Source organism: Flavobacterium sp. SORGH_AS_0622 (genome assembly GCF_030818825.1).
Lineage (GTDB): Bacteria > Bacteroidota > Bacteroidia > Flavobacteriales > Flavobacteriaceae > Flavobacterium.
Genome location: NZ_JAUTAX010000001.1, coordinates 605,592 through 625,526 on the forward strand (window position 1 = coordinate 605,592; position 19,935 = coordinate 625,526).

Below are 19,935 nucleotides of genomic sequence, written 5' to 3' on the forward strand. Positions count from 1 at the left end.
TATGCGTAAAATTTGTATTTTGTTGCTGGTCTTACTCTGCGGTAATGTTTTGCGTGCGCAGGTCACCCCGGCAACTCAAGATACAACTAAAACTCAGTTTTCAGTTGGTAAAATTGAAATTGCAGATCCACCAAGTATACTATCAGCTTATAGATACGATCCAATTACAGATCGTTATATTTATACCAATTCTGTTGATGGTTTCTCAATCAATTACCCTTTAATTTTAACTCCAAAAGAATACGAAGATTTAGTTCTAAAAGAATCTAGAAGAGATTACTTTAGAAAAAAATCAGATGCAATTGATGGTAAAAAAACAGGAAGCGAAGCCGCAAAAAAAGATTTACTTCCAAGATATTATATCAATTCCAGTTTGTTCGAAAGTATTTTTGGAAGTAATACCATTGATGTAAAGCCCACAGGATCAGTCGAAATGGATCTAGGTTTGCGTTATACCAAACAAGACAATCCTTCATTTTCTCCAAGAAACAGATCCAGCCTGACTTTTGATTTTGATCAAAGAATCAGTATGAGTTTAATGGGTAAAATAGGAACTCGTCTTGAGGTAAATGCCAATTACGATACGCAGTCAACTTTTGCCTTTCAAAACTTATTTAAACTCGCGTATACTCCATCAGAAGATGATATAATACAAAGTGTAGAAGTTGGTAACGTCAGCATGCCTCTTAATAGTACACTTATTCGAGGTGCACAGAGTTTATTTGGAGCAAAAGTAAAAGCACAATTTGGTAAAACAACTATTACCGGAGTTTTCTCAGAACAGAAGTCTCAAACCAAAAGTATAGTCGCAGAAGGTGGAGGAACAGTTCAAAACTTTGATTTGTTCGCATTAGATTACGATAATGACCGACATTTCTTCTTGTCACAATACTTTAGAAATAAATACGATTCATCCCTAAGAAATTATCCATTTATTGACAGCCGTGTTCAAATTACAAGACTAGAAGTATGGGTTACCAATAAACAGAATAGAGTAACGACAAACAATAATAACTTAAGAAATATTATTGCGCTTCAAGATTTAGGTGAAGGTCAAGTTAGCGGCGTGCCAGACAATGAAGTTGTAGTGATTACCAATTCGGCAGGATTTTTTAATAATCCTATAGATTCTCCAACAGATAATACGAATAATAAATACAATCCTGCAACAATCGGGCAAGTAGGAAGTTATTTAAATTCTAATATTAGGGAGATTGTTACTGCTGGTTCTGGATTTAACAATGCAAATGTAAGCGAAGGTACCGATTATTCTGTTTTAGAAAATGCTAGAAAGTTAACAACAAACGAATATACTTTTAATCCACAATTAGGTTATATCTCTTTGCAGCAGCGTCTGGCCAATGACGAAATTTTGGCAGTTGCCTTTGAATACACTGTTGGAGGAAAAGTATATCAAGTTGGAGAATTCGGAAGCGATGGTGTAGATGCAACTGTAGTTACAGGAAACAATAACGCTAATCAAGCCATTGTAACGCAGAGTTTGGTTTTAAAAATGCTGAAAAGCAGTTTGACTAATGTTAATAATCCAGTTTGGAACTTGATGATGAAAAATGTTTATCAAATTCCACAGGCGTATCAAATCAAGCAAGAAGATTTCAGGCTAAACATTCTTTACACAGATCCATCACCAATAAATTATATAACACCAGTAGCAGGGAGTTCTTTTCCTGCAAATCCTGCGCCAGACGATAAAGTAGATCAGACACCTTTGTTAAATGTTTTCAATCTAGATCGTTTAAATTCTACCAATGATCCGCAGACAGGAGGGGACGGTTTTTTTGATTATGTTCCAGGAGTAACTGTCGATGTACAAAATGCTCGAATTATTTTTACAACCAAAGAGCCTTTTGGAGAACTTTTGTTTAGAAAATTACAAAATACAGGATCTGGAGAAAATTATAATGATCCAACTACCTATAACCCAAATCAGCAAAAATATGTATTCAGAAATATCTACAGAAGTACACAAGCTGGTGCGTTACAGGATAGTGATAAAAACAAATTTTTATTAAGAGGAAAATACAAATCTTCGGGAAGTAATGGTATTCCAATTGGAGCATTCAACGTTCCGCAAGGTTCTGTTGTAGTAACTGCGGCAGGAAGGGTTTTGGTTGAAGGTATCGATTATAGTGTTGATTATCAATTAGGAAGAGTGCAGATTTTAGATCCTTCTCTTCAAGCTTCCAATACACCAATTGAAGTTTCCTTAGAAAATAATTCAATTTTTGGACAGCAGACTAGAAGATTTATGGGATTTAATATTGAACGTAAAATGTCTGAAAATTTTGTTTTAGGGGCAACCTTTTTAAAGATGACAGAGCGTCCTTTTACTCAAAAATCAAGCTACGGACAGGAATCTGTAAACAATACTATTTTTGGTTTTAACGGAAATTACTCTACAGAAGTTCCATTTTTAACTAGATTAGCCAATAAGCTTCCAAACGTTGATACCGATGTTCCTTCTAATCTTTCCATTCGTGGAGAAGTTGCATTTTTAAAACCAGATGCACCAAAAGCCAGTGATTTTGAAGGTGAGGCAACTATTTACATAGATGATTTTGAAGGTTCTCAGACAACTATTGATATGAGATCTGCATATGCATGGAGTTTATCTTCGACTCCATATATTGGTTCAATAAATGATAATACATTTAATGCAAGTTCTAATACGTTAGATTATGGTTTCAAACGTGCAAAGCTAGCATGGTATACCATCGATCCAGTCTTTTATGCATCAAAACCTTCTGGAATTTCCAATGACGATTTGTCTTTAAATTCAACAAGAAGAATCTATAGTAGAGAGCTTTATCCGAATACAGATATTGCTCAAGGACAAATTCAAGTAGTTAATACTTTAGATTTAACGTATTATCCATCAGATAGAGGACCTTACAATAACAATCCAAATTTTGGGGCAAGTAGTCCTTCGACCAATTTTGGAGGAATTATGCGTGCGCTGAATTCAACCAATTTTGAGCAGGGAAATGTAGAATATATTCAGTTTTGGGTACTGGATCCATATGTTGGAACAGGAGAATCACAGCCGACCAATACAGGTAAAATTTATTTCAACTTAGGAGAAGTTTCAGAAGACGTTTTAAAAGACGGCAGAAAACAATATGAAAACGGATTAGGACCAGATCAGGTAATGGTAAATCCGCAGCCACTTTGGGGAGATGTGCCTGCATCACAATCGTTAATTTATGCTTTTGACACCAATCCGGATAATCGTAGAAATCAAGATGTTGGTTTAGATGGACTTCCGAATTCAAAAGAAGCTTCTATTTATAATAATTACGCTGGTGAAAGTGATCCAGCAGCAGATGATTACACCTATTATTTAAATACAGATGGCGGCGTTTTAAATCGCTATAAAAAATATAATGGAACTGAGGGGAACTCTGCAGTAAGTGTAGATGATCCGAATCGTGGTTCTACAACTCTTCCAGACGTTGAAGATATCAACCGTGATAATACAATGAGTACAATCAATGCGTATTATGAATACAGTATTGATTTAAGACCAGGAATGCAGATTGGACAAAATTATATTACAGACATTAGAGAAGTAAACAATGTCGAACTTCCAAACGGAAGCACAACAAATGCAAGATGGATTCAATTTAAAATCCCAGTTTCGCAGCCACAAAATACTATTGGAAATATTACAGATTTTAGATCGATTCGTTTCATGCGTATGTTTATGACTGGATTTAATGATCAAATGACAGTTCGTTTTGGAGCGTTAGATTTAGTTAGAGGAGAATGGAGAAGATATACAGGAACGTTAGATGCTAATGATACAAATCCAGAAAACGACGGAACTGAGTTTGATGTTGCGGCAGTTAATATTCAGGAAAATGGGACTAAATGCCCAGTAAATTATGTTATTCCGCCAGGAGTTCAAAGAGAACAGGCATATAACAACAATACAATCATTAACCAAAATGAGCAGTCTTTAGCATTAAGAATTGGAGGTTCAGGATTAGAATATCAAGATTCTAGAGCAGTTTTCAAAAATGTAAGTGTTGATATGCGTCAATACAAAAAGTTGAAAATGTTCATTCATGCGGAATCACTTCCAAATGATAGCCAGCTTTTAGATAATGAAATGATTGGATTTATTCGTTTTGGTAATGACTTTACGCAAAACTTTTATCAGATTGAAATTCCATTAAAAGTAACAAATACTGGAGGATCATGTGAGATAAGTCCAGATTTGGTTTGGCTGGAAGAAAATAATATTGACGTGGCTTTGTCTTTGCTGACCAGAATGAAAATATTGGCAATGAAGATTGATCCTAATGACCCAAGAAGAGATGTAAATGGTATTTACTATCCAGATAGAGATCCATCTATAGAAGGAGGTGACCAAGACGGTAAATTGACTTTAGGTATAAAAGGAAATCCGAATTTTGGTTTAGTGCGAAATTTAATGGTTGGAGTAAAAAGTGCTGCAGATCATAAAAACATTAATGGAGAAGTTTGGTTTAACGAGCTTCGTATGTCTGATTTGGAAAACAAAGGCGGTATGGCAGCCTTGTTAAATGTCGATACCAATATGGCCGATTTGATGACATTATCAGCATCAGGTAAAAAGAGTACCATTGGTTTTGGTTCTCTTGAAGAGGGGGCTAATGAAAGAGATCGTGAAGATATTCAACAATATAACATAGTAACAAACTTAAATTTAGGAAAATTACTGCCTAAGAAATGGGGAATTAATCTTCCGTTCAATTATGCAATTGGAGAAGAAGTTATTACACCAGAATACGATCCGTTTAATCAGGATATTAAACTGAAACAGTTAATTGCAGAAACAACAGATCCAGCAGAAAAAGATAATATTAGAACACGTGCAGTAGATTATACTAAGCGTAAGAGTATTAACTTTATTGGAGTACGAAAAGACAGAGCCCAAGAGCAGAAACCTCATGTTTATGATGTAGAAAACTTTACATTCTCCCAATCTTATAATCAAGTAGAAAGACATGATTATGAAGTAGAAGATTATGAAGATGAGCAATCGAACACAGCCGTGAATTATGCGTATACATTCCAGCCGAAAGAAGTGGTTCCGTTCAAGCAGACCAAATTCATGAAAACAAGTGAATATTGGAAACTATTGAGTGATTTCAATTTTAATTATCTTCCTTCAAATATCTCTTTTAATACAAATATTATTAGACAAAGTAATCGCCAGCAATATCGACAAGTTGATGTAGAAGGTATTGGTCTTGATCCGCTTTACAGAAGAAATTTTGCATTCAATTATCAATATGGTTTTGGATTCAATCTGACAAAATCATTAAAATTAAATTATACTGCAGCATCGAATAATATTGTTAGGAACTTTTTGAATGACGATAATTCGCCAAAAGAAGACTTTAATATTTGGGACGATTATTTTGATATCGGTACACCAAATCAGCATTTGCAGCAATTGGTTTTAAATTATGATATACCAATTAATAAAATTCCAATTTTCAGTTTCGTAAAAGCAACTTATTCTTATACTGCCGATTATAATTGGCAAAGAGCTTCAACAGCATTTTCGCAATATGAAGAAGAAAATCCAGATGGATCGACAACTCTGTGGGATTTAGGAAATACAATCCAAAATGCTAATTCAAATACTTTAACTACAACATTAAATATGAACACGTTGTATAAGTATTTAGGTCTAACGCCAGGTTCTAAAACAGCGGCGAAAACAAAACCAACAGCACCACCTAAGCCAGGTGAAAAAATTGTAAACACTGCGAAGCCAACAGTAAGTAGAAGTCCTTTTTACGACGGTTTAATTGGAGTTTTGACAAGTGTTAAGAACATTCAAATTAATTATACTAAAAACAGCGGTACTGTTTTGCCAGGATATATACCAGGAGTAGGTTTCTTTGGTACATCAAAACCATCATTAGGATTCGTATTTGGTAGTCAGGATGACATACGTTACGAAGCGGCCAAAAATGGATGGTTGACCAATTATCAAAATTTTAATCAAAATTATACTCAGGTAAGTAATAAACTTTTGAAAATTACAGCAAATGTTGATTTGTTTCCTGATTTGAAAATTGATTTAAATATGGATCGTGCGTATTCTGAAAATTCATCTGAGCAATATAGCGTAGATCCTGCAACAAATCAGTATGTGCCTTTATCTCCATATACATACGGAATGTTTTCTATTTCAACAGTATTGATCAAAACTGCTTTTTCAACAAGTAATGAAACGCAGTCTGCGGCATTTGATGATTTTAGAAATAATCGTTTAATAATTGCAAATCGTTTAGCGGAAGATCATTATGGAGCAGTTATTCCTAGATATGATGCGTCTACTCTTCCAACTGAAGATCCGAATGCTCCATTGGATAATCTTGCAAATCCAAATAATAGTCAAAGAAAGTTAATCCAGTCAAATGATGGGTATCCAATAGGATTTAGTAAAAGTAATCAGGCAGTCTTGCTTCCTTCGTTTTTAGCAGCTTATACAGGAAGTGATGCCTCAAATGCTTCGACAAGTATTTTTAGAAGTTTCCCTATCCCGAACTGGACTGTGAAGTATAATGGTTTGATGCGTTATAAATATTTTAAAGATCATTTTAAACGTTTCTCTTTACAGCATAATTACAGGGCTTCATATACAATCAGCCAGTTTAGATCGAACTTTGATTATTTAGAAAATCCTAACGGGCAGGATGTCAATTCGAATTTCTTTAATAAAACAATTATGTCGAATGTTAACTTGGTAGAGCAGTTTAGTCCGCTTATTCGAGTTGATTTTGAGCTGAAGAGTTCACTTCGTTTACTAACGGAAATTAAAAAAGACCGAGCCTTATCGATGAGTTTTGACAACAATTTGTTGACAGAAGTTAAAGGAGTAGAGTATGTTGTTGGGTTAGGATATCGTTTTAAAGATGTAATTTTCTCTTCAAGATTGGCAGATAATCCAACTGGAATTATTAAAAGTGATATTAATATCAAAGCTGATTTTTCATATAGAAACAATGAAACTTTAGTTAGGTATTTAGATTACGATAATAATCAGCTGGCTGCGGGACAAAATATTTGGACCTTAAAGTTGACTGCTGATTATGCTTTCAGTAAAAACTTGACAGCAATATTTTATTATGATCATTCGTTCTCGAAAGCAGTTATTTCGACTTCATTTCCTTTAACTAACATCAGATCAGGTTTCACACTTCGTTATAATTTTGGAAATTAATTTTTAGTTTCTAAACTAAATTTCATTAGAAGATTATTACATTTGTGGCTTAAATTTTAAATTATCAATTTTCAAACATACTATTATGAGCATACCAGCAAATTTAAAGTACACAAAAGATCACGAATGGGTTAGCATCGAAGGAGATGTTGCGACTGTAGGAATTACTCATTTTGCACAAAAAGAGTTAGGGGATATCGTGTATGTTGAGGTAGAAACTTTAGATCAGACACTTTCAAAAGATGAAGTTTTTGGAACTGTTGAAGCTGTAAAAACAGTTTCAGATTTATTTTTACCATTAACAGGTGAAATCATTGCTTTTAATGAAGACTTAGAAAGTGCTCCTGAAACTGTAAATTCTGATCCTTATGGAGCAGGATGGATGATTAAAATTAAAATTGCTGATGCATCAGAGATCGATTCTTTATTATCTGATGAAGCTTATAAAACATTAATCGGTGCCTAAACAGTTATTATTACTTTGGGCGATTGTCTGTTCTGGAATTATTGCTTATTTCTGTTTGACAGATTCGGGTAATTTACCAGCAGTTAATATTCCAAGTCTTGATAAAATTGTACATTTCTGTTTCCACTTTGGATTTACAATTTCATGGATTTTGTTTTTCAAAAAAGAATTAAAAGGAAAAGAAGCAGACGATTATAAAGCTTATTTGATTTCGTTTATTTTTTCTGTTTTTTTTGGAATTACAATCGAAATCCTGCAAGCTGCTCTTACAGTTACCAGAGCTTCGGATGTTGCAGATGTTTTAGCAAATGCGCTTGGGGCGTTCACGGCAGTTTTTTCTGCTATAGCCTTTAAAAAGCAAATCAATAAAATATAATATTAGAAACCCACTTCGGTGGGTTTTTTTCTACAAGAAAATCAAACTTTTAAAACGCTGTTTTTTATCAATATAAAATGTACTTTTGTGCTGGTTTTCTGCAACTTCGATCATGATAAATGTAAAGCAATATTTAGACTCCACATATTTAAAAACTGCATCGCAAGCTGGTCTTTCTGAAGCAGAAAATACAATTGTGGTTAAAAAGGCCATTCAAGAAGCTATTCAAGAAGGATTTAAATTAATTATGATTCGGCCAGAATATGTTTCTCTTGCTAAAGAAATGATTTCAGAAGCCAATTCTGTTTTGTTAGTAGGAACTGTAATTGATTTTCCAGAAGGGAAGTCAAGTCTTGAAACTAAGATTAAAGAAGCAAACGAAGCAATTGCAAATGGAGCCGACGATCTGGATTTTGTTTGTAATTATGAAGCTTTTAAAAATGGGGAAATAGATTTAATAAAACAAGAAATCTTATTTGGAACCCAGATTGGTCTAGCGAATAACAAAACTGTAAAATGGATTATAGAAGTTGCGGCTTTAACAGATAAAGAAATTATTCAACTATCGGCTTTGATAAAAAATGTTGTAGTTTCAAATTTTCAAGAAGAAGACTTTGCTTCAGTTTTTGTAAAATCTTCAACAGGATTTTATAGAACAGATAACAATGCTCCTAATGGAGCGACAATTCCAACTATAATTATAATGCTTGAAAATGCTTCACCTTTATCGGTAAAAGCAGCTGGAGGTGTGCGATCTTATAAAGAAGCATCAGAAATGATCAATTTAGGAGTTAAGCGCATAGGAACTTCAGCGGCAAAAGCAATTTCAAACGGAGAAAATTCCCCAAATCAATATTAAATAAATACCTATATTTTAAGTGAATAAGTTTTTTTTATCCCTTGTTTTAATTTTTTCATTTTTCATTGTTTCTTCACAGCAAAATGGAGCTTCAGTTCAACCGGGTTTTACGGCAGAAATGTTTCCTGTTTTTCCTAACTGCGAAAACTTAGAAGGTAAAAAACTAGAAAATTGTTTTTATAAAGAAGTTCAGGATTTTGTATTTAATAATTTTCAAGTTCCAGAAAACTTAAAGCAAAATAATTATAAAGGTGCAGTAAAAGTACTTTTTGAAGTGAATGCAGAAGGAGAATTTAAAGTAATTTATGTATCAGCAGCAAATGATGAATTGTCTCAAGAAGCAAAACGAGTATTTGAAAAATTTCCAAAAATAAAGCCGTCAACCTACAACGGAAAAGCTACTTATTCTAAATATACAATTTCTATCGATTTGCCGCTTAAAAGTTCAGAGCAGCTTGCTGCTGAAGCTTTGGCAGCATCTGAAATTTTAAAGCCAATTGAAAAACCAATGACAGAGCTGGATAGCATTGTATATAAAAAATACAATAATCCAGAATTTGAAAGTCATTTAAATATTCCTTTTTCTCACAGTTATTATGCTCAGTTCGATGCGGCAATGAACCAAGTGGGAAGCAATAATCATACGGCTTCTAAACCTTATACGTATGCTGAGGTTTCTAAGTATTATAACTTAAAAGCTGTTAATGAGTCTTTGCAGAAAAATGTTTCAACCTGGCTGGGAAGAAAATGGTGGAACGAAAATCTAGTACAGATTCAAGGAGAAGATTACTGGTTTTCTTTGAACCCTATTGTCGATTTGCAAATGGGTAAAGCTTCAGATCTTGATGCATCATATACTTATGTAAATACAAGAGCATTGAATTTTAGAGGAGGTTTAGGAAAACAGATCAATTTTACAACTACATTTTTTGAAAGTCAAGGGAGATTTGCAGGTTATTTTAATGATTATGCAGAGTCAATCAAGCCATCTGGTGGAAATCCTGCGATAATTCCAGGAGTTGGGATTGCAAAAAGATTCAAAACAGATGCTTATGATTTTCCTTTGGCTGATGCCAATATCACGTTTACACCAAACAAAATTTTTGATCTGCAATTGGGGTATGGCCGAAATTTTATAGGAGATGGTTATCGTTCACTTTTAGAAAGCGATGGAGCAAGTCCTTATCCTTATTTTAAAATTAATACCAATTTCTGGAAAATTAAGTATACCAATACTTATATGTGGATGAAAGATGTTCGCCCAGAGGTAACGGTAGATAGAACATATGCGACAAAATTCATGGCAAACCATTATTTGAGCTGGAATGTTTCAAATAGATTAAATTTAGGTTTCTTTGAATCTGTAGTCTGGACAAATACCAACAACAGAGGTTTTGATATTAATTTTGTGAACCCTATAATTTTTTATCGTGCAGTAGAATTTGGATCTTCATCTAGAAGCGGAAATGCGCTTTTAGGGATAACAGGTAAGTACAAATGGAATAATAACATCAATTTATATTCTCAATTTTTGATTGATGAATTTTCTGTTTCGGATGTTGGAGCAGGGAATCAAAGCTGGAAAAATAAATTTGGATTCCAGCTTGGAGCAAAATATTTCAATGCATTTAATGTAAAAGATTTATTGTTTCAGGTAGAATTTAACCATGTACGTCCTTATGTGTACTCTCATAGCGCTGTTATTACAAATTACGGACACAATAATCAAAGCGTTGGGCACCAATGGGGAGGAAACTTTAAAGAGTTAATTGTGATTGGCCGCTACCATAAAGGACGTTTGTTTGGAGATGCTAAATTTACAATGGGAACAAGAGGTTTAGATTTTGACACAGCTGAAGACTCGTATAACTATGGCGGTAATATTTATAAAAGCTATGATGAAAACCGTCCTTATAATACAGGTGTAAAAGTAGGGCAGGGAAATAAAACAAGTATTTTCATCGCGGATATTCAAGGCGGATATTTGATTAATCCGATGACAAATTTGAAATTATTTGGAAGTTTAATTTATCGAAATTTCGACCCAACGCAGGAAACTGCTGCAACATTTAAGCAAAGTACAACTTGGTTTAGTATAGGTTTGCGTTCAGATATTTTCAATTGGTATTTTGATTACTAGTTTTTAATAAGATTTTTCGAAATAATAGTGTTAAAGTATGGCGAGTTCTTAATTTGTAAAGGTTTTATTGAAAAAAATCTATTTTTATAGGTCTAAATTCTACAATCTAATTTGTACATTTGCAGCACTCAAAAAAATACACAAACAACAACGGTATTGAACGCTGCAAAAAATACATTATCAATCAAATCAATATTTCTAGATTTTAAAGAGATTACTAAGGCTGGATTGGCTATTAGTGTTTTATTTTCTTCTATTGCAGGATATTTGTTAGGAGTTGATTCTGAACATCCATTTAAATGGAGTACTTTGGCTGTTTTAGCAGTTGGAGGATATTGCATGGTTGGGGCATCAAATGCTTTTAACCAAGTAATAGAAAAAGATATCGATTCGTTGATGGATCGAACTAAAAATCGTCCAGTTCCTTCAGGCAGAATGTCGCCAAGAGTAGCTTTGCTAGTAGCAAGCCTGCTTACGATTCTAGGAATTGCGCTTCTTTATACGATAAATGCAAAGTCGGCAATGTTTGCTGCAATATCTATATTTTTGTATACAAGTATCTATACGCCATTAAAAACGGTTACTTCTTTGTCTGTTTTTGTTGGAGCTTTCCCAGGAGCAATTCCATTTATGCTGGGCTGGGTAGCGGCGACAGGAGAATTTGGCATCGAAGCAGGAACTTTGTTTCTAATTCAGTTTTTCTGGCAGTTTCCGCATTTTTGGTCTATCGGATGGTTTTTATATGAAGATTATGAGAAAGCAGGGATTTTTATGCTGCCAACAGGTAAAAAAGACAAAGGAACAGCATTACAAATTATTTTATATACAATTTGGCTTATAATAGCATCATTGCTGCCGGTTTTAGGTTTTACAGGACAATTATTTATTTCTCCAATCGCAGCAATTTTAGTTTTTCTGTTAGGTATTTGGATGCTTTTTTATGCAGTTCGTTTGTACAAGTTAAGAACTGCCAAAGCAGCTAGAACATTAATGCTGGTAAGTGTTTCTTATATTTCGCTTTTACAAATTGTATATATAGTAGATAAATTTTTAAGATAGTTATGGAAATGACAATGACAACAAATGAAGAACAAGTAAGAAAGTCGAAATCAGCAAAACTGATTCTTCTTTTTGCGATGGTTAGTATGACCATGATGTTTGCTGGATTAACAAGTGCATTTGTAGTAAGTAAATCAAGAGCAGACTGGTTGAAGAATTTTGAGCTGCCTTCTGCGTTTTATTGGAGTACAGCTGTAATTATTGCTTGTAGTGTTACTTTTTATCTGGCTAAAAAAGCCATCCAAAAGGACAACAGAAGCGCTGTTACGGGATTGCTTTTGGGAACTTTAGCGTTAGGGATTTTATTTGTAGTGTTACAATTTCAAGGATTTGGACAAATCGTTGAACAAGGATATTATTTTACAGGAGAAGGTAGTTCAATTACTACAACTTTCTTGTATGTTGTAACGGTTACGCACTTGTTACACTTGGCTGGCGGATTAATTTCACTTTTAATTATAATTTATAATCATTTTAAACAAAAATACAATTCGACTCAAACTCTTGGTATAGAACTAGGTGCGATGTATTGGCACTTTTTGGATTTATTATGGGTATATTTATTTTTATTTTTATTTTTCTTTAAATAAGAAAAAAACGTAAATTTGGGAACTTTTTAACGAATATCTTTTATGGGAGCGACAGTTACTACTGCAAACAACGACGAAAAAACTTGGGGAGGCGGTCATGAGATCCAGCCACTAGGATCAAGTTATGGAAAAATGATGATGTGGTTTTTTATCGTATCAGATGCCTTAACATTCTCTGGATTTCTAGGAGCTTACGGTTTTTCTAGATTTAAATTTATTGAAACTTGGCCTTTGGCTGATGAAGTGTTTACTCACTTTCCATTTATGCATGGTGTTGCGGCTCCAATGTATTATGTAGCTTTAATGACTTTTATTTTGATCTTTTCATCTGTAACAATGGTATTAGCTGTTGATGCAGGTCACCAATTGAAAAAGACAAAAGTTGCAATTTATATGTTCTTAACTATTATTGGAGGTTTAATTTTCGTTGGTTCTCAAGCTTGGGAATGGAAAAACTTCATTAAAGGTGAATATGGTGCAGTTGAAACAGTTGGAGGTAGTTTACTTCAATTTGTGGATAAAGATGGTAAAAGAGTAGCTTTGGCTGACTTTGCTGTTAAATTGCCAGAACAAAGAGAAGCTTTAACAAGAAGTCATTCAACTTGGTTTATGGAAGATGCACAATCTCTTCCAACTTACACAGTTGCTGAAGTTCAAGCAGGATTTAAAGCTCATCCAGAAATTTTAATTAGAACAGAAAAACTTACTGATAAAAAGAAAAAGACTGTTTTATCAAGAGAAGAATCTGAAGCTCATTTAGCAAATGCTAAATATGTTGTAGAAGGTGCTAACTTGATTAGAAACGAATATGGTAATAAATTATTCGCTGATTTCTTCTTCTTTATTACAGGTTTCCACGGATTCCACGTATTCTCAGGAGTTATTATTAATATCATCATTTTCTTTAATGTATTATTAGGTACTTACGAGAAGAGAAGAAGCTACGAAATGGTAGAGAAAGTTGGTTTATACTGGCACTTCGTAGATTTAGTTTGGGTATTTGTATTTACAGTTTTCTACCTAGTTTAATTTTTAGAATTTAATCATTATGTCACACGAGCACGTATCAAATACAAAAAGAATCTGGTTTGTTTTCGCATTACTTTCTGTAGTAACTACAGTAGAAGTTATATTAGGTATCTACAAACCTGCATCATTAGAATTCACTCATTTTGTTGGATTGAATTTATTAAACTGGATTTTCTATATCCTTACAGTTTTTAAAGCATATTATATTGTATGGGCATTTATGCACATGGAAGGTGAAAAAAGCAGCCTTAGATGGTCTGTTGTTTCTCCTGTTATCTTCCTAGTTTTATATTTATTGTTTATTCTATTGACAGAAGGACATTATATTTATGGGGTTTTTAAAGATTCTACTATTAAATGGAATTTTTAACATGATATTAATTCGAAAAGAGTCCCGATAACATCGGGATTTTTTTATTTTTGTACCTCAATAATTTCCGTTAATACAATGAAAAAAAATATAGTTCTCTTTGTACTTTTTGTCCTGCCAATTGTAGCTTATTTATTTTTTGCTTCTGGGGTAAATAGTTTTACAACACTTCCTGTAATAACACCAAAAGTTGCTGATTTCGGAAATTGGAAATCATTAAACGGAAAAAAAGTTTCTCTTGATAAAAAGATAACTGTACTTGGTTTTTCAGGTTCAAATATATTAGACAATAGAGGGAATTATTTTAACTTAAATGAAAAAATCTATAAACGTTATAATGGTTTTGAAGATCTTCAGTTTGTAGTTTTATGTCCGCTTGGTACCGAAAAAGAAGCTCAGAAAATTATTGACGCTTTATCTCCTTTTACAGATGTTAAAAACTGGAATTTCGTATTTGCTTCAGATGATGAAATTCAAAAATTCTATGATCAGCTTCATTTAAAACAGAAACTAAATCAGAATCTTGGAACTTCAAATGTTTATATCATTGATAAAGAACGCAATTTAAGAGGAAGAAAAGATAAAGACGAGTATAAGGAAGGGTATGATACTTTTCATCCGTCAGAGCTAAGCAATGAAATGCTGGATGATTTTAAAATTATCTTATACGAATACCGCGCCGCTTTAAAGAAGAATCATAACGCCACAAAGCAACTTTAAAATTCATTTATAATGTTCAAAAATAAATCATATATAGGAATCTCCTTTATCATTTTGATTTTTGGGATTTATGCAGTTCCTAAAATTGTAGATCGAGTAAAAAATGGTGAAGTCGTAAAAGGAAACCGCTTAGATAATGTTGGTTCTAAATCTTCAAAAGAAGCAAAGCTTTTGACAATTGGGCCAGCTCCAAAATTTGAATTGACGAATCAAGATAATGTCAAAATTTCAAATGATACTTATAAAGGAAAAGTATACGTTTTAGAATTCTTCTTTACAACATGTCCTTCTATTTGTCCAAAAATGAATATGAGTATGCTGGAAATTGAAAAAGCTTTTTTTGGAAATCCTAATTTTGGAATTGTTTCTATTACAATTGATCCAAAACATGATACACCGCAGGTTTTAAAAGATCATGCTAAGCTGCTTGGTGTAAAATCTTCAAATTGGAATTTCTTGACAGGAGATAGAAATGTAATTATGGATTTATCAAACAAAGGTTTTAATCTTTATGCTGGTGAAAATGATAAAGTTAGCGGCGGATTTGAGCATTCTGGTTTATTTGCCTTGATTGATAAAGATGGTAATATTCGTTGCAGAAAAGATAACTACGGAAATCCAACTATTTATTATGATGGTCTGGATAAAAAAGGAGTTCGTGATATTCAACAAGACATTAAAATTTTATTAGAAGAATAAAAATGGAAGATAATAATCTAGAGAAAAAATATAGTAAATTAATTATTGCTGTTTCAATTGTAATTCCCGTTGTTGTTGCAATTTTGTTTGGAGTAAAACTAAAAGATTTTGGTTTTAATGTAGAGCCATTGTCTGTACTGCCTCCCATCTATGCAACAATTAATGGAGTTACAGCTATTGTTTTGGTTTGGGCCGTTTTAGCAATAAAAAAGGGAAACCAGAAATTACACGAGCGATTAATGACTTTTGCAATTGCCTTATCTGTAGCGTTTTTGGTTATGTATGTGGCTTATCACATGACAGCAGATTCCACTAAATTTGGTGATTTAAATCATGATGGAGTTCTTGATTTGGCTGAGAGTGCAAAAGTGGGCTCAATTCGATACTTGTATTTTATTATTTTGATCACTCATATTTTACTGTCAATAGCAATTATTCCGCTTGTCCTAATTACTTATGTAAGAGCACTGGCGCAGAGATTTGACAGACATAGAAAAATAGCTAAGATTACTTTTCCAATTTGGTTGTATGTTGCTGTGACTGGAGTAATAGTTTTTTTAATGATTTCACCATATTATGCTAACTAAAGATAAAATACAGAAAGGAAAATTCAAGTTTCAAACTTTTCTGTTTGTAATTTGTCTTTTCTTTATAGGAATTACAGCAAATGCTCAGTGTGCAATGTGCCGCGCCGCTTTGTCTGGTGATTCTAATACCAAGAAAGCAGAAGCAGTTAATGACGGAATTGTTTATTTAATGGCCATTCCGTATTTACTGGTAATGATAATAGGATATTTGATTTATCGAATGTATCAATCTAAAAAACAAAAAGCAGTGTAAAATTTTACACTGCTTTTTTTATTTAAGTCCGTTAACGGAAACATTTACAGTTCCGTTTATTTTTATAAAAGCAATAATGGCTTGATTGGTAAGCTGAATTTTATCGAACTGTATATCTTCCATTTTTCCATTTACAAATACACCAGGCATCGGAGAGTAGTTTTTTAAATAGCCTGCCATACTTTTTTTACCTTCTTCCAAATTAGGCTGAATAGAATATCTGCAGCTTTCTTCCATTTTTCGTAAAACGTATCCTTGTGCAAGCCAATTGGCAGTTCTCATCAATCTGCTTTTGGTGTCTAATACATAGTCTAGTTTTTCGAAATAAATTTCCTTGGTTTGTGGATTATATTGTGGAAATCCATTTAAATAAAGCGTTCCATTTATAGAGCCTAAAACATCCAATGCAATTACCATTTTGCCGTCCTTATGCCAGATTGTAACATTTTTAACCGTTACTTTTTTGCTGCCAGAACCAAATTCCTGACCAGCGAAATTCTTGGTCATAATTTTTGAAGCATCAACATAACTTGAAATAGCAGCAATATTAGCAGAAATCTGATTTGGAATTTTAGTAACAGGCTTTAGAACAATTTTACTGGCGTTAAATTTAGAGTCAGGCTGTTTACCGACAATACTTTCCATATTACATTTCATACCCATATCGAGTAAGAAAGAATCATTTTTGAGTTTGGCATTTGTCGAATAAATTTCGATGGGAACAATTCGCAGCCAGCTTTCGTAAGTGTCACTCATCTCAAAAGGCGTGCAGATTTTTTCTACTGCCTGAAGTACATTTGGTTTAAAATCCATTGATTTTTCAATAGCTTCATCTATTTTCTTTTCTAATTTATCTTTAAAAATAGAAATTGCGGGATTTATTAAATACGTAATCGGCATATTTTTACCAAAAATGCTCATTGTTGGACTCTCGCTCCAGTCAAGAGATTTGAATTCGGTTTTGGTGGTAAGTTTCCAATTAGTTAGAGCCGTTTCGCTGGACAATGTTATAATCCCATTTAGATTAAATTCCCTAACATCATATAATTCTACTCCTAACTTTTTGGTGCCAATACGATACTTGATGGTAGCTTTAAGCGGTAAGATTGTTTTTATTCTCTTATCTGTATTCGATGGGTCATTTTGAATTTTAATTGGAGCTTGTTTCCAAATCTTCATTTCAATATCATCATCTTCGATAGTATTGTCTTCATAAATTAATCCGTTTAAGAGAGCATTTGTCTGATTTTCAATATCACTAAGTTTAATCGTAATGGGTAAATTGATAAACGAAGGACTGCTGTCGTAGACTAACGGACTTGCGTCGTCTGGTTCTGGTTTTAATGTTTCTAATTTTTGAGTAGAAGAACAGCTTGTTAGTACTGCAAGTACTATAAACATTGGAATAATTGAAGAAAGCTTCATTAATGTGAATTTTTAAATCAAAACAAAATTACGAAAACAATCATATTTTATTAAAAAAGTGTAACAATTACTACAGATTGAAGTCTTATACAAAAAGGTAACGAAATTATTAACTTTTTATTATCATAATTTACTTAATAAAAACGTTATTATTGTCTCAAAAATTTAACAATACCATGATCGAAATTAAAGATTTACACAAATCCTATAAAATGGGAAGTTCAGAATTACATGTGTTAAAAGGGATTAATTTTAATATTGAAGAAGGAGAATTAGTTGCGATCATGGGATCATCTGGTTCGGGTAAATCTACTCTTCTTAATATTTTAGGGATTCTGGATGAAGCCGATTCTGGAAGTTATATTTTAGACAAAACTCCGATAAAAAAATTAAACGAAACGATTGCTTCAAAATATCGTAATAAATTTTTAGGATTTGTTTTTCAATCTTTTAACTTAATTAATTACAAATCTGCGCTAGATAATGTCGCTATGCCATTGTATTATCAGGGAGTTAAAAGAAAAGAGCGTTATGAAATTGCAATGAAATATTTAGAGAAAGTTGGTTTAGGATCACATTCTCACCACTTACCAAATGAACTTTCTGGGGGTCAGAAACAACGTGTGGCTATCGCAAGAGCATTAGCTTCAAATCCGAAAGTTTTATTGGCGGATGAACCAACAGGAGCTCTTGATACTAAAACTTCTTATGAAGTTATGGAACTGATTCAGGGAATTAATGACGAAGGAAAAACGATTTTAATTGTTACACACGAACCTGATATTGCCGCAATGTGCAAAAGAAATGTAGTCCTAAAAGACGGATTAATTATCGATGATAAAAAAGTAGAACAAGTTAGAGCTTCGTCTTATGTTTAATATTGAACGCTGGCAGGAAATATTTGAAGCCATTTCTAAAAACCGATTAAGAACATTCTTAACCGGAATTTCTGTGGCTTCCGGGATATTTATTTTGGTTATTCTGCTTGGTGCAGGAAAAGGTCTTCAAAATGGAATTGAAAAACAATTTGAGCGTGACGCCGCAGGAATTATAGAAGTTTGGTCGGGAACAACAACCAAAGAATACAAAGGGTTGAATCCAGGCAGACAAGTTCAATTTCGTAATAGCGATTATAATCAGTCGGTTCAGAAATTTGAAGATAAATTAGATTTAAGAGCTTCAACCAATAATTATTGGGGACAGTCTTTTAGCTATGGAAAAGAATCTGGAAGTTACCAATTTAGAGGTGTTGATCCAGATTATGGCGGAATAGAAAACCTAACGATAGTTCAAGGACGATATATAAATAGCAAAGACCTTCAGAATAATGAAAAGGTTGCTGTTATTGGAATGAAAGTAAAAACGGACTTGTTTAAAGATAAAGAAGCACTTGGGGAAGAAATATTAATCAATAATATTAATTTCAAAGTAGTTGGAATTTTTACAGATCCAGGTGGAGAACGTGAAGAAACTAGAGCTTATTTGCCATTATCAACAGTACAGAGAACCTTTGGCGGTGGAGATAAAATCAGTAATTTGTTTTTTACATTGAAAAAGACAAATAATTATGATGAAGCTTTGGCTCAGTCTGAAAAATTTACACAAGATTTAAAAGACTTATTGAAAAGTAAAAACATGGTGGCTCCTGAGGACGACAGCGGAGTTGGGGTTTATAATTCGGTTAAAGATGCAAAACAATTTTACGACTTGAATTTATATATCAGATTGTTTTTTTGGTGGGTTGGTATTTGTACAATAATAGCTGGTGTTGTGGGAGTTAGTAATATCATGCTGATTATTGTAAAAGAAAGAACTAAAGAAATTGGAATTAGAAAAGCATTAGGAGCGTCTCCATTTTCTATTATCACAATGATACTTCACGAATCAATTTTTATTACAACAATCGCTGGATTTGTTGGACTTTTAGCAAGTTTATTATTGCTTGAATTTGTTGGGCCAATGGTTCAGAGTGAGTATTTTAGAAATCCAGAAGTTGATTTTAATGTAGCTTTGACAACACTGTTTTTATTAGTGTTTGCTGGCGCAGTTGCCGGATTTTTTCCTGCATACAGAGCCGCTAAAATTAAGCCTATTGTAGCACTTAGAGACGAATAGA

At 33.1% G+C, this 19,935-nt stretch carries 16 protein-coding genes; 15 read left to right on the forward strand and 1 reads right to left on the reverse strand.

The annotated features are described in order from the left end of the window. The first annotated feature begins 1 nt into the window (after nt 1). From sprA to QE431_RS02650, 13 genes are all read left to right on the forward strand, one after another. Nucleotides 2–7,246, forward strand: coding sequence for a cell surface protein SprA (sprA, locus tag QE431_RS02590; protein WP_307292248.1), 7,245 nt, complete (start codon nt 2–4; stop codon nt 7,244–7,246). Nucleotides 7,247–7,331: 85 nt separating this feature from the next. Further along, a complete protein-coding gene (gene gcvH / locus QE431_RS02595; protein WP_057117438.1) occupies nt 7,332–7,712 on the forward strand; it encodes a glycine cleavage system protein GcvH in 381 nt (126 codons plus the stop codon). Continuing rightward, on the forward strand, nt 7,705–8,088 hold the full coding sequence (locus QE431_RS02600; protein ID WP_057117437.1) for a VanZ family protein: 384 nt from the start codon (nt 7,705–7,707) through the stop codon (nt 8,086–8,088). The genes gcvH and QE431_RS02600 overlap by 8 nt, the downstream gene beginning before the upstream one ends. A 115-nt stretch (nt 8,089–8,203) precedes the next feature. After that, nucleotides 8,204–8,947, forward strand: a complete 744-nt coding sequence (gene deoC, locus QE431_RS02605; protein ID WP_281867928.1) for a deoxyribose-phosphate aldolase — start codon at nt 8,204–8,206, stop codon at nt 8,945–8,947. Nucleotides 8,948–8,966: 19 nt separating this feature from the next. Then, on the forward strand, nt 8,967–11,087 hold the full coding sequence (locus QE431_RS02610) for an energy transducer TonB (RefSeq protein WP_057117436.1): 2,121 nt from the start codon (nt 8,967–8,969) through the stop codon (nt 11,085–11,087). A 156-nt stretch (nt 11,088–11,243) separates the two neighbouring features. Continuing rightward, nucleotides 11,244–12,146 carry a heme o synthase gene (gene cyoE, locus QE431_RS02615; RefSeq protein WP_057117435.1) on the forward strand — a complete coding sequence of 301 codons (903 nt, stop codon included), beginning with the start codon at nt 11,244–11,246 and terminating at the stop codon, nt 12,144–12,146. Nucleotides 12,147–12,148: 2 nt separating this feature from the next. After that, the gene (locus QE431_RS02620) at nt 12,149–12,736 is read left to right on the forward strand and encodes a cytochrome c oxidase subunit 3 (RefSeq protein ID WP_057117434.1); all 588 of its coding nucleotides are present in this window, start codon (nt 12,149–12,151) and stop codon (nt 12,734–12,736) included. A 42-nt stretch (nt 12,737–12,778) separates the two neighbouring features. Continuing rightward, on the forward strand, nt 12,779–13,765 hold the full coding sequence (locus QE431_RS02625; RefSeq protein WP_057117433.1) for a cytochrome c oxidase subunit 3: 987 nt from the start codon (nt 12,779–12,781) through the stop codon (nt 13,763–13,765). Nucleotides 13,766–13,784: 19 nt separating this feature from the next. Then, the gene (locus QE431_RS02630; RefSeq protein WP_057117432.1) at nt 13,785–14,135 is read left to right on the forward strand and encodes a cytochrome C oxidase subunit IV family protein; all 351 of its coding nucleotides are present in this window, start codon (nt 13,785–13,787) and stop codon (nt 14,133–14,135) included. Nucleotides 14,136–14,213: 78 nt separating this feature from the next. Continuing rightward, on the forward strand, nt 14,214–14,855 hold the full coding sequence (locus tag QE431_RS02635) for a hypothetical protein (protein ID WP_307292261.1): 642 nt from the start codon (nt 14,214–14,216) through the stop codon (nt 14,853–14,855). 12 nt (nt 14,856–14,867) lie between these two features. Then, nucleotides 14,868–15,554, forward strand: coding sequence for an SCO family protein (locus QE431_RS02640; RefSeq protein WP_057117430.1), 687 nt, complete (start codon nt 14,868–14,870; stop codon nt 15,552–15,554). A gap of 2 nt (nt 15,555–15,556) precedes the next feature. Then, nucleotides 15,557–16,141, forward strand: coding sequence for a DUF420 domain-containing protein (locus QE431_RS02645; RefSeq protein ID WP_307292263.1), 585 nt, complete (start codon nt 15,557–15,559; stop codon nt 16,139–16,141). Then, a complete protein-coding gene (locus tag QE431_RS02650) occupies nt 16,131–16,394 on the forward strand; it encodes a hypothetical protein (protein ID WP_057117428.1) in 264 nt (87 codons plus the stop codon). Before QE431_RS02645 ends, QE431_RS02650 begins: the two co-directional genes overlap by 11 nt. 18 nt (nt 16,395–16,412) lie before the next feature. Here the strand turns inward: QE431_RS02650 and QE431_RS02655 are convergent, their stop codons facing one another. Next, entirely contained in the window at nt 16,413–17,819 is a 1,407-nt protein-coding gene (locus tag QE431_RS02655; RefSeq protein ID WP_307292266.1) for a DUF4403 family protein, read from the reverse strand. A 176-nt stretch (nt 17,820–17,995) separates the two neighbouring features. On the opposite strand from QE431_RS02655, the gene QE431_RS02660 reads away from it, so the two are divergent. Together QE431_RS02660 and QE431_RS02665 are read left to right on the forward strand one after the other, a co-directional pair. Then, nucleotides 17,996–18,697, forward strand: coding sequence for an ABC transporter ATP-binding protein (locus QE431_RS02660; protein ID WP_095953361.1), 702 nt, complete (start codon nt 17,996–17,998; stop codon nt 18,695–18,697). Next, on the forward strand, nt 18,690–19,934 hold the full coding sequence (locus QE431_RS02665) for an ABC transporter permease (RefSeq protein WP_057117425.1): 1,245 nt from the start codon (nt 18,690–18,692) through the stop codon (nt 19,932–19,934). The genes QE431_RS02660 and QE431_RS02665 overlap by 8 nt, the downstream gene beginning before the upstream one ends. Nucleotide 19,935: the final 1 nt, after the last annotated feature.